14 protein-coding genes are annotated in these 15,684 nt (G+C 62.6%); 2 read left to right on the forward strand and 12 right to left on the reverse strand.

Going from position 1 to position 15,684, the window contains the following annotated elements; genetic code table 11:
* Positions 1-245: 245 nt before the first annotated feature.
* The 9 genes from HX817_RS02965 to HX817_RS03005 all read right to left on the reverse strand — a co-directional run bounded on the left by HX817_RS02965 (position 246) and on the right by HX817_RS03005 (position 6,939).
* Entirely contained in the window at positions 246-1,376 is a 1,131-nt protein-coding gene (locus HX817_RS02965) for an MFS transporter (RefSeq protein ID WP_177039760.1), read from the reverse strand.
* A 75-nt stretch (positions 1,377-1,451) separates the two neighbouring features.
* A complete protein-coding gene (locus HX817_RS02970) occupies positions 1,452-2,816 on the reverse strand; it encodes an MFS transporter (RefSeq protein ID WP_023658995.1) in 1,365 nt (454 codons plus the stop codon).
* 92 nt (positions 2,817-2,908) lie between these two features.
* A complete protein-coding gene (locus tag HX817_RS02975; protein ID WP_177039761.1) occupies positions 2,909-3,445 on the reverse strand; it encodes an alpha/beta fold hydrolase in 537 nt (178 codons plus the stop codon).
* Positions 3,446-3,449: 4 nt separating this feature from the next.
* Entirely contained in the window at positions 3,450-4,226 is a 777-nt protein-coding gene (locus HX817_RS02980; RefSeq protein WP_177039762.1) for a DNA-binding domain-containing protein, read from the reverse strand.
* Positions 4,223-5,074 (reverse strand): DUF692 domain-containing protein, encoded by an 852-nt coding sequence (locus tag HX817_RS02985; RefSeq protein WP_177039781.1) that lies wholly within the window; start codon positions 5,072-5,074, stop codon positions 4,223-4,225. Before HX817_RS02985 ends, HX817_RS02980 begins: the two co-directional genes overlap by 4 nt.
* 56 nt (positions 5,075-5,130) lie before the next feature.
* Positions 5,131-5,403 (reverse strand): hypothetical protein, encoded by a 273-nt coding sequence (locus HX817_RS02990; RefSeq protein ID WP_003211275.1) that lies wholly within the window; start codon positions 5,401-5,403, stop codon positions 5,131-5,133.
* 25 nt (positions 5,404-5,428) lie between these two features.
* Positions 5,429-6,196, reverse strand: coding sequence for an alpha/beta fold hydrolase (locus HX817_RS02995; RefSeq protein WP_003211274.1), 768 nt, complete (start codon positions 6,194-6,196; stop codon positions 5,429-5,431).
* A gap of 45 nt (positions 6,197-6,241) precedes the next feature.
* On the reverse strand, positions 6,242-6,670 hold the full coding sequence (locus HX817_RS03000; protein WP_003211272.1) for a DoxX family protein: 429 nt from the start codon (positions 6,668-6,670) through the stop codon (positions 6,242-6,244).
* A complete protein-coding gene (locus HX817_RS03005; protein ID WP_003211270.1) occupies positions 6,667-6,939 on the reverse strand; it encodes a DUF2282 domain-containing protein in 273 nt (90 codons plus the stop codon). Before HX817_RS03005 ends, HX817_RS03000 begins: the two co-directional genes overlap by 4 nt.
* A 576-nt stretch (positions 6,940-7,515) precedes the next feature.
* On the opposite strand from HX817_RS03005, the gene HX817_RS03010 reads away from it, so the two are divergent.
* Entirely contained in the window at positions 7,516-10,341 is a 2,826-nt protein-coding gene (locus HX817_RS03010) for a winged helix-turn-helix domain-containing protein (RefSeq protein WP_177039763.1), read from the forward strand.
* 106 nt (positions 10,342-10,447) lie between these two features.
* On the opposite strand, the gene HX817_RS03015 is transcribed toward HX817_RS03010, so the two are convergent.
* The 3 genes from HX817_RS03015 to HX817_RS03025 all read right to left on the reverse strand — a co-directional run bounded on the left by HX817_RS03015 (position 10,448) and on the right by HX817_RS03025 (position 12,938).
* On the reverse strand, positions 10,448-10,897 hold the full coding sequence (locus HX817_RS03015; RefSeq protein ID WP_043225222.1) for a hypothetical protein: 450 nt from the start codon (positions 10,895-10,897) through the stop codon (positions 10,448-10,450).
* An 80-nt stretch (positions 10,898-10,977) separates the two neighbouring features.
* Positions 10,978-12,258: an ATP-binding protein gene (locus tag HX817_RS03020; protein ID WP_177039764.1), complete on the reverse strand. Its 1,281-nt coding sequence runs from the start codon at positions 12,256-12,258 to the stop codon at positions 10,978-10,980.
* The gene (locus HX817_RS03025; RefSeq protein WP_177039765.1) at positions 12,255-12,938 is read right to left on the reverse strand and encodes a response regulator transcription factor; all 684 of its coding nucleotides are present in this window, start codon (positions 12,936-12,938) and stop codon (positions 12,255-12,257) included. Before HX817_RS03025 ends, HX817_RS03020 begins: the two co-directional genes overlap by 4 nt.
* A gap of 213 nt (positions 12,939-13,151) precedes the next feature.
* Here HX817_RS03025 and bamA point away from each other — a divergent pair, with 213 nt between their 5' ends.
* The gene (gene bamA, locus HX817_RS03030; protein ID WP_102368638.1) at positions 13,152-15,524 is read left to right on the forward strand and encodes an outer membrane protein assembly factor BamA; all 2,373 of its coding nucleotides are present in this window, start codon (positions 13,152-13,154) and stop codon (positions 15,522-15,524) included.
* The last annotated feature ends 160 nt before the right edge of the window (positions 15,525-15,684 follow it).

Genomic DNA, 15,684 nt, shown 5'->3' on the forward strand with positions numbered 1-15,684 from the left:
GTAAATCGGCAAGGATGCCGATTTAGCCGCGCCGGGCCATGGATGGCCCGTCGCGGCGGCCCGCGGAACCGGGCCGGAGTGCGGGCATGCCGAGCCTAAGCGAGGCACCGAGTGGTGGGGCAAAGACCTTTTGGTTACTTTTGGCTGGGCCGGCATTCCGGGCGTTTGCCAAAAGTGACCCGCTGTAAGAGCGGAACCCTAAGTGGCCGTTACCGAAGAAACGGATATGTACTCAATCCCCCATCTCATGCTAACCCCCTGGCCCGCCAGCAAAACACAGCACTGACCGCAATCGCCGCCCCCGCCACGCCAAACACCCAAGGCGCCGACGCCACCGGCAACAACAACCCCGCCAGCAAAGGCCCAAGCCCCGCCCCCACATCACGCCACACCGCATTCGACGCCAACGCCGAAACCCGCATCGCCCCCGGATTACGCTCTGCCACCAGCGTCGTCACCAACGGCAACTGCAACGCCCGCAGCACCAACACCGCCGCCGCCCCCCCAATCACCCAATGACTACCAAACGCCCCCAACGCCAACGCACTGAGAAACGAAAACAGCAGCAACATCGAAGTAGCACCAAACTGCTGCGCAGCACGCCCCCCCAGCGGACTCAGAAGCAACTCCGAAACATATCGCAGCGCCATCAACCCACCGGCAATCAATACCGCATTGCCACCCAACAGCTTCTGCGCCTGAATCGACAGGCCAAAGATAAACAGCCCATCCAGCGCCACCCCTTCGATAAATGACCAGGTCGCCACACTGTCAGGCAACTTGAACCGCCGCCCCGGCGTGCCATGCAAATTGTGACCCGCAGTCGGCAACCCCCGCGCCATCCACAACCCCACCAGGCAACACACCGCCAGAATCCAGAAGATCGGCCGCGGCCCCACCTGCAACGTCAGCCACCCACCCAACGGCAAGGCCAGCATCGGCCCCAGGGCAATCAACGCCCGCGACCGCCCCGCCCGCCGCGCCGCACCCAGCGGTTCAGAGGTAGCCAATACTTGAGTGGAAAGGTTCAACGCCGCAAAACACAGGCCCCAGACCAACCGCAGCCCCAGCAAGGCCGCAAACCCGGACAGCATCGAGTTGCCAAGGGCACACACCGCCGCCGCGCCGGCGGCAATGGAGCACGTCAGCCGATCACCGTTGCGGGCGTAGAAATTCAGAACATGCTTGTAGCCGAAGATCCGCACCAGGCGGTTGGCCGCCAGCAGCACCCCGGCCTGGGCCAGGGTGATACCGAACGCCTGGGACTCCATCGGCAGCACCAGGTACAGCAACACGTCACTGGGCAGGCACAGGCCAAGGGTCAGCGCGGCACGGCGGGAGTGGGAATCAGCACTGCGTTGGGCCAGATCAGACATAAAAGCTGAAACATTCAGAATTATTTAGACGGCCACGGTAGCCGTCTACCTCAAGGTTTTACAAGGCCCAAATAATTAAACCTTGGCGCCGTCCTGCATCAGGCGCAACCCGCTGGCCACCGCGCCCACCAGGGCAAACCCGCAGCCCAGCCACAACGCGTACTGCGGGCCGCTGCTCAGGGACAGGTGGAAACACAACGCCACCAACGAAGCGCCGAGTGTCTGCCCCATCAACCGCGACGTGGCGACGATCCCGCTGGCTCCCCCGCTGCGGGCAATCGGTGCGCTGGTCATGATCGCCTTGAGGTTGGGCGACTGGAAAAAACCGAACCCGGCGCCACACAGGGCCATGCGCCAACCGATATCGAAGGTCGAGGCGTCGTTGCCCAGGGTCGCCAGCGAGGCCATGCCCGCGCTCAACATCACCAGGCCGATGCCGCACAACAATGCCAGGGAGATACGGTCCGCCAGGCGCCCGGCAATCAGCGCCATCACCGCGACCACCGCCGGCCACGGCGTCATCAGGAAACCGGTGGCCACCTGGCTGTGCCCCAACACCGTTTGCAACAGGAACGGCAGCGACACAAACGCCAGCCCCTGGGCGCTGAACGCGCAAATCGCGGTGAGGGCCGACAAGGTGAACAGCGGGCGCTTGAACAGATCCACCGCCAGCATCGGCGCCGGGTGCCCGGCCTGACGGCGGATCAGCAACAGCCCGCACAGCAGCGCCACGGCGATCAGCCCCAGCGTCAACACCGCCTGCGCACCGTGCACCGCCGAGCCCAGGCCCAGCACCAGCAGGGCAAACAACCCGGCGCAGAGAATTGCCGCCAGCCGGTCGAAGGCATGCCCGGTGATCGGGATCACCGGAATCGCCCGCACCCCGAGCCACAGGGCCAGTGCCCCCAGGGGCAGGTTGATCAGGTACAACCAGTGCCAGGTAGCCACCGATAGAATCGCCGACGCCGCCGTCGGCCCCAGGGTAAAGGCCAGCCCCACCACCAGTGAGTTATACCCCAGCCCCCGGCCGAGGATTTTTGCCGGGTAGATGTGCCGCAGCAGCGCAATGTTGACGCTCATGATTGCCGCAGCACCCAGGCCCTGCACCACCCGGGCGGCAGTCAGCGTCGGCAGTGACCAGGCCAGCCCGCAAAACAGCGACGCCACCACAAACACCAGCAAGCCGCCGAGGAACACCCGGCGGTGACCGACCACATCACTCAGGGACGCAAAGGGCAGTACCGCGGCAATGGTCGCCAACTGGTAGGCATTGACCACCCAGATCACCGAAGCGGAGTCGGTGCCAATCCCTTCGGCCAGGGTCGGCAACGCGGTGTTGACGATGGCCGTGTCGAGGGTCGCCATGCCGATCCCCAGGGAAATGGCGACAACCGCCGCTAGACGCTTATCACTGGGCAACCCATCAGCTACTGAAGACATGGACAATCCGCACACGTGGCAAAGGCGTCTAGATTACGGGCAGCGGCCTTTTTTTTCAGCGGGCAAATGCGCGGCTGTCCAAATATTCATGTTCAGGTGCGCCATTTGCCCATCTGCGCCATCTGCACCAGCACCTCGGCCAGGGCGGGCTGCGGCGCGCTGTTGACGGTGACCAATGCCACGCAACGGCTTGGCCGCAAGGTCGCCGCGGCGGTGGCAGCGCGGCCGCCGAGATCGAACCCGCCGAGCACCGCCTCGGGGATGTGCAAGGCGTTCATCAAGTCCAGCACGTCCTGGCCGAGCACCACTTCCTGAGTGCTGGCGGGTGCCGCCTTGTCCAGCGGCGTGGTAGTGCCATGGCCACGCAGGTACGGGGCAACTACCCGAAAGCCCCGGGCGGCCAGGTAGGGTGCGACCTCGGCGAAGCGCTCCAGGTCGCCGTCCGCGCCATGCAGCAAAATGATCGGCCTGCCCTCTTCCGGGCCGGCCTCGTAGTAGCCGATATCCAGCAGGTCGGTGCTGATCTGGCGGATCGTCCAACGGGCGGGCATCGCCATGACCGGCAGTGACAACGCCACTGAAGCAATGGCGGTGGAAATCAGAAAGCGCCGGCGATTGAAAAAAGACATGGTGTTAGAGCTCCGAAAAATGCGACACAGAAAGGTCTTCAACGACCCCCACAATCAACTCGCTGCCGATCCAGCCGGCCAACAGCTCACCGGCTTTCGCGACGCCCTGCTCTTCCCCCAGGCGCGCTACCAGAAACTCGCACAACCCGGCAAAACTGCCGTCGCCTTGCAGGTGCACCAAGGCCTGGAACTCCAGCGCATCGACCTGGCGCAAGCGCGAAGTGAACTGCCGACGCCACACCAGCAACCCACCGGCTTCGGCCAGCATCACCGCCTCGGGCGCCGGGGTTTGCTGCCACAATGCCGACCAGATCGCCTCGGCGTTGGTGGTCAGCCCATGGCAGCGCAGCGATGGCGTGAGTTGCAGGCGTGCCGTGTCCCAATCCACCGACGCCAGCACGTCCATGGGCAACGGGCTGGCATCGGCGGCGACAAACGCTTCATTGAGCGACGACTCGATCCAGGCCAGTTCATGCACGTCGGGATTGTTGGGAAACAGTTCGCCCAGGGTCAGGTGAAAACCCTCGGGATAGACGTCCAGGGTCCAGGCATGGGGCGGATACCGGTCGATATGGCTGACGCACGCGGCCAGGAACGCCTCGTCCCCGACCCAGCGCCGCAGGTTGGGAAACGCCTGTTCCAGGCAACCCACCAATTGCGCGCGGTAGTTGTTCTGATACACCGCCAGTCCCGCGGCCTTGTTACCCAACATCTCGGCCGACTGCTCCGAGGCACTCACCAGCCAGGTATGAAAAGCCTGCTGCCATTGCGCGAGATTCATGAGCGCACCTGCGCACGCTTGTAGGCCTCGGAGGCACCGAGCATGCGGGCGATCGACAGCTCCTCCAGCAGCTCTGCCAGGGGCGGGATCTCGTCATCGCGCTCGATCATCGTGGCGACCGGGCCGAGCAACGCAACGGCCTTGGCATACAAGTCCCAGACGCCATCACACACCGGGCTGTCGTGGCTGTCGATCAGCAAATCGCGGCCCTGGCTATGGCCGGCCAGGTGAATTTGCCGGACCCGCTCGGCCGGAATCCCGTCGAGAAACGCGAGAGCGTCAAAGCCATGGTTGCTGGCGCTGACAAACACATTATTGACGTCCAGCAACAGCTCGCAGCCGGTGCGCCGGGACATGGCGGCGATGAATTCCCACTCGCTCATGGACGCGCCATCAAAGGCCAGGTAGCTGGACGGGTTTTCAAACAGCATCGTGCGGCCCAACACTTCTTGAGCCAGGTCGATATTGGCGCAGACCCGGTCCAGTGCCTCATGGGTGTAAGGCACCGGCAGCAGATCATGGGAGTTGAAGGCCCCACTGCGGGACCAGCTCAAGTGGTCGGACACAAACAGCGGTTCGATCTCGTCCACCAGCGACTTGAGGCGTTTCAGGTAATCGCGATCGAGGCCCTCGGCCGTGCCGATCGACATCGACACCCCGTGCAGCGCCACCGGATACCGCTCGCGAATCTGGCGCAGGATGTGCCGGGGCTGGCCGCCCGCGACCATGAAATTCTCGGAGATCACTTCAACGAAATCCACCGCCACCGGGTTCTCCAGGAACTCGCTGTAGTGTTCCTTGCGCAGCCCCAGGCCATAGCCTGGAAAACGCGGGTTGGGTGTCGGCATCATGTGGTCTCCGTTGCATAAATAGGCGGCGGGCCCAACCTGGGCCCGCCGGGGTGTTACTTCGGTTCGGTAGTGGTGCCGCCCAGCTTCAGGCACTCGGACGGGGTCTTGACCACAACGCCCTGGCCCTTGCAGCTGTTGAGGCCCTTGCAATCGTTCTTGGCCGTGGCGCACAGGCTTTCGCCCTTGCAGTTGTTCACGCCGTAGCAGCGACCCGGCTGTTCCGGCTGGTCGGCGGCGCTGGCGGCGGCCGCGAAGGACGCGGACGCCATGGCGATCAGGGCGGCAGCAGTGGCAAGGCTCAAGCGGGATTTGATGGATGTACTCATGGGTATTACTCCTCGGGGGTGGGGTTTATTTGATGACGGATGCCGCATCTTCGATGACCTTCGCCACAGCCTCGGGCTGGGAGATGTACACCGAGTGGCTGGCCTTGATTTCAGTGACTTTCGAGCCGGCGCGCTTGTACATCCAGCGCTGCAGATCGGGGCTCAGGGCACGGTCTTCGGTGGACACCACGGCGTAGGTCGGCTTCTTGTGCCATGCCGCGGCCCACACGGTGCCGCCGAACAGCGCGGTGGTGGCCGGCACCTGGGAGGCGGCCATGAAGTCGGTGCGGTTGGTGGTCAGGTCGGCAGCAAAGTCGGCATTGAACTTGGTGCGATCAAAGAACAGATGCCCGTCGCGGGTCTGCATCACGTCATTGCTCGGCGCCGGCATCGACGACAGCAGCTGGCTCATGTTCTCGCCGACTTCCGGTTGCAGGGCCGAGACATAGACCATCGACTTGACCTTGTCGCGGTCACCGGCAATCGAGATCACCCCGCCGCCGGAGCTGTGACCCACCAGCACCACCGGGCCGACCTGCTGCTCCAGCACTTCGCGGGCCTCGGCCACGTCGGCGGCGAGGCTTTCATGGCCCTGATGCACCACGGTGACCTTGTAGCCCTTGTGAATCAGGATGTCGTGCACCACTCGCCAGCCGGAGCCGTCGACAAAGGAACCGGGCACGATCACCACGCTTTTACCGGTGCCCGGCTGGGGCTTGGCTGCATCGGCGGCCGAGGCCACCAACGGTGTAGCGAGTGCCATGGCGATCGCCAGGGAAGAAAGAATACGCATGCGACTCTCCACAGGCCTTGGGGCCTGATCATTGTTGTGAAAGGGTTAACGGCGTTGGCCGGACAGCACGCGGTCCAGTGACCAGGCCCCGCCGCCATACGCCAGCAGCGGCAGCAACAAGCCCGCCCAGGTCAGGTGGGTCGGCCAGGCGTCGGGGTACACGAACACCTCGATCACCAGGGTCATGCCCAACAGCGCGGCAGCCGCCGGGCGGGTCAGCAGGCCCAGCACCAGCAACAGCGGGAACAGATGCTCGGCATAGGTCGCCAGGTGCGCTGCCCAGTCCGGCGGCACCAGCGGCAAGGCGTATTCCGAGCGAAACAAGGTGTAGGTCGACGGCTTGAGCTGCAGGAAACCGGTCACCTTGGTGCGGCCCGAGAGGAAAAACACCGAAGCGATCCCGAGGCGGGCCACCAGCAACAGCAGCGCCTCAGGCAGCACACGCTTGAGCACCGCAGGGGCCAGGGCAATCATGGTTGTTCCGTCAGGCTGCCGAAGCCTTTGGGGGTTTTGATCTGGGTGCAGGTGCCTTTGTCCACCAGCACCCAGGCGTTGCCCTGGTAATCCGCCTTGGCGGTGCCGGCGCAGGAAGTCCCGGCACCGGCGGCGCAATCGTTGGCACCGGCGAGGGACACGCCGAAGCATTTTTCCTGAGGCTTGGCATCCTCGGCATGGGCGGTGGCGGCGAAGGCACCGAGGGACAGTGCGAGGGTGGCGGCAAGGGCTGCGTAATGGCGCTTCATTGTTGAATCTCCTGGCTTGACTGAATGTGGCCAGGGCGCTTGTGCGGTGAGTGACCGCCTGCGCCATCTGGTAGACAGATTTAAAGCCAGGCGTGTATCCCGTCTGTGTCGCGTTCCCTCCTTCTATTCATGCCGGTGTATCAGGTGGGTGCTGATACACAGTCTGATACACAGCCAAAAAAACCACGCCAAACCACCGCCGTTTTATTCGGCATCCCGAACGACACAATTAGAAATATTCGCCTTTCCGAACACCCACCTTCCCCCGCTTTCGACGACCTCAAAAATCCCCATAAATTTCATACGGTTGTTGTCATCTTTGTTACATGCCAACTGGCATACATTCTGCTACATCAGGTTTTCTAGTAATAAAATGTTTCTAAATTGAAACAGTCTCATCGCCTGAAACCCAACGGCCCCGCGCCCTATAACAACGTCCATGCCCCAAAGGAGGGCGACAACTCTCACCTTTTTGATCGACTTCAACTCTCCAAGCCTGCTGCCGCACGTAAGCACCCAAAAGGGCGAATGGCCTGATCGCCAATAACAAGCCCGACTACAAAAAAGGACAAATTGATGAGTTCGAGCAAATACCCCGCAGTGTCCTTCACGGACCTCGTCCCCCAGGCCCCGGACCACACCGAGAATGCAATCGGTTTCGGCCCCTTTCTCTTGTTGGCGCGCCAGCATGTATTGCTGCGCAACGGCGAGCCGGTGACCCTCGGCAGCCGCGCCTTGTACCTGCTGATCGCCCTCGCCAGCCGGGCTGGCGAGTTGCTGGAAAAGTCCGAGCTGATCTCTTTCGCCTGGCCCAAGGTGGTGGTGGAGGAATGCAACCTGCGCGCGCAGATCGTTGCGCTGCGCCGGGCGCTGGGGGATGACGGCAACTTCAGCTACATCGTCACCGTGCCGGGCCGGGGTTATCGGTTTGTCGCGCCGGTGACGATGCAGGCAGTGAGTGAAGGCGCCATCGCCCAGGCGCTGGTGCCCGCCCCGACGGTGGACGTGCCCAACCTGCAACCGCCGCCCAGCACAGTGATTGGTCGCGAACAGCTGATCCTGAGCCTGGCCGACCAGGTACTGAGCCAGCGTTTCGTGACCATCACCGGCCCCGGCGGCATCGGCAAGACCACCGTCGCCCTGGCTGTGGCGCAACTGCTGCAGGGCCGCTTTCACCAGGGCATGTGCTTCGTCGACCTGGCCCCCGCCACCAGCGGCCAATGGGTGGCCGGCATGCTCGCCAACGCCCTGGGTATTCAAAGCGTGAGTGACGAGCCCTTGCAAAGCGTGGCCTCGATGCTCGCCAACAGCCCGTTGCTGCTGGTGCTCGACAACTGCGAACACGTGCTGCAAGCCACCGCCGACGCGGTCGAGGTGCTGCTGCGTTGCGCGCCCCAGTGCTGCGTGCTGACCACCAGCCGCGAGCCGCTGCGGGCCGAGGGCGAACGGGTACACGACCTCGCCCCGTTGCTGGTGCCGGACGAAGACGTGAACTTGAGTGCCGAGCAAGCCATGACCTGGTCGGGCATCGCGTTGTTCATCGAACGGGTCAAGGCCCTCGACCCCGGCTTCGTGTTCAAGGACACCGACGTCGCCGCCGCCAGCGCCATCTGTCGCAAGCTCGACAGCAACGCCCTGGCCATCGAAATCGCCGCGGCGCGGGTCCGCACCTTTGGCATCCAGGACCTGGTGGGGTTGCTCGACGGCAGCTTCCGCCTGCAAATGACCGGCCGGCGCACCGCCCTCGCCCGCCACCGTTCACTGAGCGCGACCCTGGACTGGACCTACTCGATGCTCACCGGCGACGAACAGGCCATGTTGCGCCAACTGGCGGTGTTCACCGGTTCTTTTACCCTGGACGCGGTCAAGGCCATGACCGCCAGCAGCACCCTCGATGCACGCAATGCCCTGCCCTTGCTGGAAAGCCTGATGGACAAGTCGCTGCTGATCGCCGGTGAATCGCAGTTGCTCAAGCGCTACCGCCTGCTGGAAACCACCCGCGCCTACGCCCTGGAGAAACTCAACGAACACGGCGAAGCCGATGCCACCCGCCAGCGTCATGCACTGTATGCGCTGGGCGTATTGCAGGAAGCCGGGCAGACCCTCGACGGGCTTTCTCCCGAGACCTGGATCGGCCTCTACGGCCCGGAAATCAACACCATCCGCACCGCGCTGGAGTGGGCCTTTTCAGCCTCGGGCGACCTGCCCACCGGCATCGAACTGACCCTGGGCGGTGTGCCGCTGTGGCTGCGCCTGTCGCTGGTCAGCGAGTGCCGCACCTGGGTCGACAAAGGCCTGGCCAGCGCCGCCACCACCCCGCTGCCGCTGCGCCAGCGCATGCTGTTGCAAACCGCTCTGGCCAGCGTGCTGATGCTCACCTATGGCACCGGCGGGCCAATGCGCGAAGCCTGGCGCCAGGTGCGTGAAGACGCCCGCGACCTGGGCGATGCCGAGCACAAGCTGCGGGCGCTGTGGGGCCTGTGGAGTGACCGCTGCGGCTGCAACCAGTACGCCGAAGCGCTGGAATTGGCCGAGCGCTACATCAGCCTGAACAACAGCGGCAACCAGCAACTGCTGGGTAAACGCATGCGCGCGCTGGCGTTGTTTCACATGGGGGACCTGGCCGGCGCCCGACAGAATATCGACGAGGCGCTGGGGTCACCGTCAGCCCCGCGCTCGCATATTATCGACGTGCATTTTGACCAGCGCATCGCCGCCCGCTGCCTCAAGGCACAGGTGCAGTTGCTGGAAGGCGACGTCGACCCGGCACTGCGCCTGATCGGCAGTTGCGTCGATGAAGCCATCACCCTCGATCACCCCGCGACACTCTGGTACACCCTGTGCCTGGGGGCAATTCCCCTGGCGCTGTTGGCGTCCAACCTGCCCAAGGTGCGGTACTACCTGGGCTTGCTGCAAGACAGCACGACCCAGCAGGACCTGCACATCTGGCGTCAGTTTCGGCTGTGCTTCGAGAGCATCCTGCTGATCCGCCAGGGGTCGCCCGAAGAAGGCGTGCCGTTGCTGGGTGAGGCCTTGCATCACCTGCATGGGCAAGGCGACAGCCAGCTTTATAGCTTGCTGCGTTGTGAATACGCCCTGGGGCTGGCGCGGCTGGGCCTGGAGAAACTGGCGCTGGAGGTGTTGGAGGACACCCTGCAATTGGCGCTGGGCCGGCATGAGCGCTGGTTCGTGCCGCAGATGTTGCGGATCAAGGCGCAGCTGATTCTGCGCCAGGCCCAGTACGGGTCGGTGGACAAGGCCAAGGTGTTGCTGCGCCAGGCGTGGGTGGATGCGCAGTTGGCCGGGGCGCATTTCTGGCGGGCGCAGATTGCCAGTGACCTGGCCAGGTTGCAGGAGCCGAAGATGCGGATTGCTTCGTTGCCAAGGTTTCAACACCGGTAGAGGCTGCCGGCATGTAACGGTAAAAAGGGGACGGTAAAAAGGGGACAGATTTATTTTATAAATAAATCTGTCCCCTTTTCGCTCTTTTTGAACTCCGGCAGCCGCGCTATTGATCCGCCGCATAAATGACGGTTTGCGCACTGTCGGGTGCAGCGGGTCGGCGGGTGAAGTAGGTGTCGCCTTCATCCGTATGAATCTCGTATTCAAACTTGCTGGTCGCGCGGCCCGTAGCGGTGGCGTGCTTGATGATCTTCAGCACCCGCTGGAATTTCACACTTTGGGTGCCGTTCTGATTGGGCCCGGTGAGCACGTTGACGCTTTGAAACCAGCCGTCGTTCTTCTTGTTCGCCACCAGGGCGCCGGTCATGGCTTCAAACCGCTCCAGCCGGGTAAAGCCCCACAATGTCTGCTCTTCCACGGTTTGGCCGAGGGCCGCAGAGCCGGTAAACACGAACAGGTTGATCGCCGGGCTGTCTTCACAGAAGAAATCGTAAGGCACCAGGCCGTCGACCATTTTCTTGCCGGCCACGAAGCCTTTTTTGTGCACCTGAAACATCGCCACCTCCACGCCAATGGCGTCACTGAACATCAGCTCACGCAGGAGAAAAGTCTAAAGGCGCAGGGCGTACAGGGCGGTCAAGCCAATGTAATATCGTGTAAAGATCCCACCCGAGGCAGGATGATTTCCACGCTCAACCCGCCGGACGGCTCGTTGTGCGCCTCGATGGTGCCGCCATGCATTTCCACGGACCTCAAGGCGATCGCCAGGCCCAGTCCGAAACCGGCATCGTTGTCATTCGGGCCACGTTCGAAAGGCTCGAAAATACTCCGCAGCCGCAGGTTTTCAACTCCCGGCCCCTGATCGGTGATCAACACCCGCAGCCAACGGTTGTCGGGGCTGACCTCCGCCGAAACCCGCACCGTGGTATCAGGCTGCGTGTAGCGCACGGCATTTCGAATGACATTTTCGAAACACCGATACAGCAGCTCGCCGCTGGCCCGACTGACAAAGTCCGGACACGCCTGCAAGCTGACACTGCAGCCTTTGATACCCGCCTCGAACTGAGCATCCTCGACAATCACGGCCAGCAATTCGACGATATCCACCGGCTCGCGCTCGATGCTTTCGGGACGGCCCTGCACACGCGCCAGGGTCAGCAGCGCCTCGATCAGCGTGTCCATGCGCGCCGATTCACGCTGGATGCGCCCGAGCATTTCCTGGCGTGCCGGGTCTTGCTGCAACAGCCCGATGGCCACTTGCAGGCGCGTCAACGGTGAGCGCAGTTCATGGGAGATGTCGTGCAACAGCTGTTGCTGGGCTTCCACCAGCAGCTTGAGCTGGTTGGCCATGCGGTCGCAGTCTTCGGCCAGGTCGACGATTTCATCACGGCGCTTGCCCATCATCGGCCGCACCCGGGTTTCGAAGCGGCCCAGCGCAACGTCGCCCATCGCCCGCCGCAGATAAGCCAGCGGCCACGCCAGGTAGTAGGCCATGTACCCACTGAACAGCGCGCTCATCAGCGTACCGATGATCAGCGGGATCCAGTGGCCCAGGCGCCCGGGTTCGTGGGGAGGATGGGAAGACCTGAGGGACAGCGCGGCCCCGTCCTTGCTGATCAGCGACTTTTCATAAGCCACCTGCGAGACCGGCGTGCCGGCCAGCAATTGACCGGCACTGTCATAAACGCCAATGGCTTGGCCGTGGGGTGGCTGCCACACCGCCAGGAGCTGGCGGCCCGACTCGACACCGTACTGTTCCAGCAACTGTTCTTCGCTGGCCAGGATCGCATCCAGATGATGGTCCCCGGGGCCCAGGCTGCCCGCCACGAGAATGCTCAAGCCCACCAGGAACGTCAGGCTGGTGGCCAGCCAAAAGGCCAGGAACAGTTTCCAGAACAGCCGGCTGGGTTTCATCATTCGGCGATCAACAGGTAACCGAGGCCACGCACGCTCTGGATCCAGGCCTTGGCATCCGGGCGCGGGCCCAACTTCTGGCGAATGCTGCTGATATGCACGTCGATGCGCCGGTCATAGCGGGTCAACGGGCAGCCCAGGGCATAGAGCGACAGGTCCTTTTTGCTCACCACCTGGCCGGCGCACCGGGCCAGCACTTCAAGTAGGCTGAATTCGGTACTGGTCAGCCCCAGTGCGCAGCCTTTCCAGAGGGCCTGGCGCTTGCCGGGCCAGAGCACCAGGGCGCCGGTCTTGATCACGTCAGCGGCCGGCGGGTCCACGGGCTGCACCCGGCGCATGATCGCGCGCAGCCGCGCCACCAGCTCACCCGGGGAACTGGGCTTGGGCACATAATCGTCCGCGCCGAGTTCCAGCCCGGTGATCCGGTCGATGTTGTCGCCCCGGGCCGTGAGCAACACCACCGGCACCTGGCTGCTGGCCCGGATACGCCGGAGCACCTCGATGCCCGAGAGCCTGGGCAGCATCACGTCCAGCACCACAATGCTGTAGCGCCCCGACAGTGCCTCGACCTCACCCTCCTCGCCGGTGTGCACACAGGTCGCCTCAAAGCCTTCATGCTCCAGGTATTGGCCCAGCATTTCAGTCAGTTCCTGGTCATCGTCGACTAGCAATACGCGGATCATGGCGAGCTCGTGAAAGGGTACCCCCACAGTATCGCCCAGCCTCATCGCCCCGGGGCCAACCTTTACCTAACTTGACACTTGGTTAACCGCACCAAACCCGCGCCGCTCTTATGCTTGCCGTCCACCCGTCTGGCCGCGTTGTGGTGACCCGTCTGCGGCGAGTCATCCCGGCGCGCTTGCGCTGCTTGTCGATGTGTTCTGGAAAAGATCTTGATGAATTTTTCGCGCCTGCTCTGCTCGGTTGCGCTGCTGCTCAATGTCACACTTGCACACGCTGAAGCCTTCAAAATCTCGGATATCCGTATCAACGGTCTGCAACGGGTCTCTGCGGGCAGCGTGTTTGGTGCCTTGCCGCTGAACGTGGGGGACGAGGCGGATGATCGACGGCTGGTGGATTCCACCCGTGCGTTGTTCAAGACCGGCTTCTTCCAGGACATCCAATTGAGCCGCGACGGCACGGTGCTGATCATCAATGTGGTCGAGCGCCCATCGGTGTCCAGCATCGAGTTCGAAGGCAACAAGGCCATCTCCACCGAAGACCTGCTCAAGGGCATGAAGCAGTCGGGTCTGGCCGAGGGCGAGATCTTCCAGCGCGCCACCCTGGAAGGCATGCGCAACGAACTGCAGCGCCAGTACGTGGCCCAGGGTCGCTATTCGGCCACGGTCGACACCGAAGTGCTGCCGCAGCCGCGTAACCGCGTGGGCCTGAAGGTCAAGATCGACGAAGGCTCCGTGGCCGCGATCCAGCACATCAACGTGGTGGGCAACCACGTGTTTACCGACAAGGAACTGATCGGCACGTTCACCCTCAAGACCAGCAACTGGCTGTCGTTCTTCACCAACGATGACAAGTACGCCCGTGAAAAACTCACCGGGGACCTGGAACGCCTGCGCTCCTATTACCTGGACCGTGGTTATATCAACATGGACATCACCTCGACCCAGGTGTCCATCACCCCGGACAAGAAGCACGTCTATATCACCGTCAACATCAACGAAGGCGAGAAATACACGGTGCGTGACGTGAAGCTCAGCGGCGACTTGAAAGTGCCCCAGGACCAGCTTGAAGCCCTGTTGCTGGTGCAGAAAGGCCAGGTGTTCTCGCGCAAGCTGATGACCACCACCTCGGACCTGATCACCCGGCGCCTGGGTAACGACGGCTACACCTTCGCCAACGTCAACGGCATGCCCACGCCCCACGATGAAGACCACAGCGTGGACATCGTGTTTGCGGTCGACCCGGGCAAACGGGCCTATGTGAACCGCATCAACTTCCGTGGCAACACCAAGACCGACGACCAGGTGCTACGCCGGGAAATGCGCCAGATGGAAGGTGGCTGGGCGTCGACCTACCTGATCGACCAGTCCAAGGTTCGCCTTGAGCGCCTGGGCTTCTTCAAGGAGGTCAACGTCGAAACCCCGGCCGTGGCGGGGGTCGACGACCAGCTTGATGTGAACTACGCGGTCGAAGAACAAGCGTCTGGCTCGATTACCGCCAGCGTCGGTTTTGCCCAGGATGCCGGGCTGATCCTTGGCGGTTCGATCACCCAGAACAACTTCCTGGGCACCGGAGATTATGCCAGCCTGGGCCTGACCCGCTCGCAGTACCAGAGCAAGTACAACATTGGCTTTACCAACCCCTACTTCACGCCGGACGGGGTGAGCCTGGGCTATAACGCGTTCTACAGTGCCACCGATTACAACAACTACTACGACGATGGCAGCGGTGTTTCCTACTACTCCATCAACAGTTACGGCCTGGGGGCCACACTCGGCTACCCGATCAATGAAACCTCGCGGTTGAGTTTCGGCCTGACGGTGCAACACGACAGTATCGACCCGGGCATCTACAGCTCTGATGAGATCTACGATTTTCTTCAGCGCGAAGGCAGTGAGTTCACCAACTTCAAGGCCAACCTTGGGTGGTCGGAGTCGACGTTGAACAAAGGCGTGATGCCGACCCGTGGTTACTCGCAGAACCTGAACCTGACGGTGACGCTTCCGGGCAGTGACTTGAGTTTCTACAAACTCGATTATTCCGGGCAGACATTTGTGCCGATCACCAATTCGACGACGCTGCGTTTGCATACCAAGCTCGGTTACGCCAACGGGTACGGCTCGACGGACGGCCTGCCGTTTTATGAAAACTACACGGCCGGGGGTGAAGGTTCGGTGCGCGGGTTTGAAAGCGGCACGCTTGGGCCGCGCAGTACGCCGGCGACCGGGGCGTATGCCAGTGCGGGCCAGCAGTACTACAGCGACCGCAGTCCCGAGGCGTTGGGGGGCAACATCCTGATTACCGGGGGGGCGGAATATCTGTTTCCGATGCCGTTCCTTAAAGATAATAAATCGGTGCGTACGTCTGTGTTCTGGGATGTGGGTAACGTTTATTCGGACAAGTGTGCCCTCAGTACTACCCAGGGTTGTAATGGGGTTGACCTGAGTCAGCTGGGTGCCTCTGTGGGGGTTGGGGCTACGTGGTACAGCCCGTTGGGGCCGTTGAGTATCAACCTGGCGTTGCCGGTTCGTACGCCGGAGAATGCGACCAAGCAGGTGTTCCAGTTCTCCATGGGGCAGAATTTCTGATCTGCCTGGGTACATATCCGTTTTTGCGGTTATGGCCGCTATTGGTTCCGCTCTTACAGCGGCTCACTTTTGAAAAGCGCAAAAGTCCAGTTCGGCCAGCGTGGTTTAACGGGGCGCCCAAGATCAAGATCAAAAGCGGATCAAGAGCACAGCGGCCTAC

It is taken from the genome of Pseudomonas sp. C6002 (genome assembly GCF_013385805.1).
Taxonomy (GTDB): domain Bacteria; phylum Pseudomonadota; class Gammaproteobacteria; order Pseudomonadales; family Pseudomonadaceae; genus Aquipseudomonas.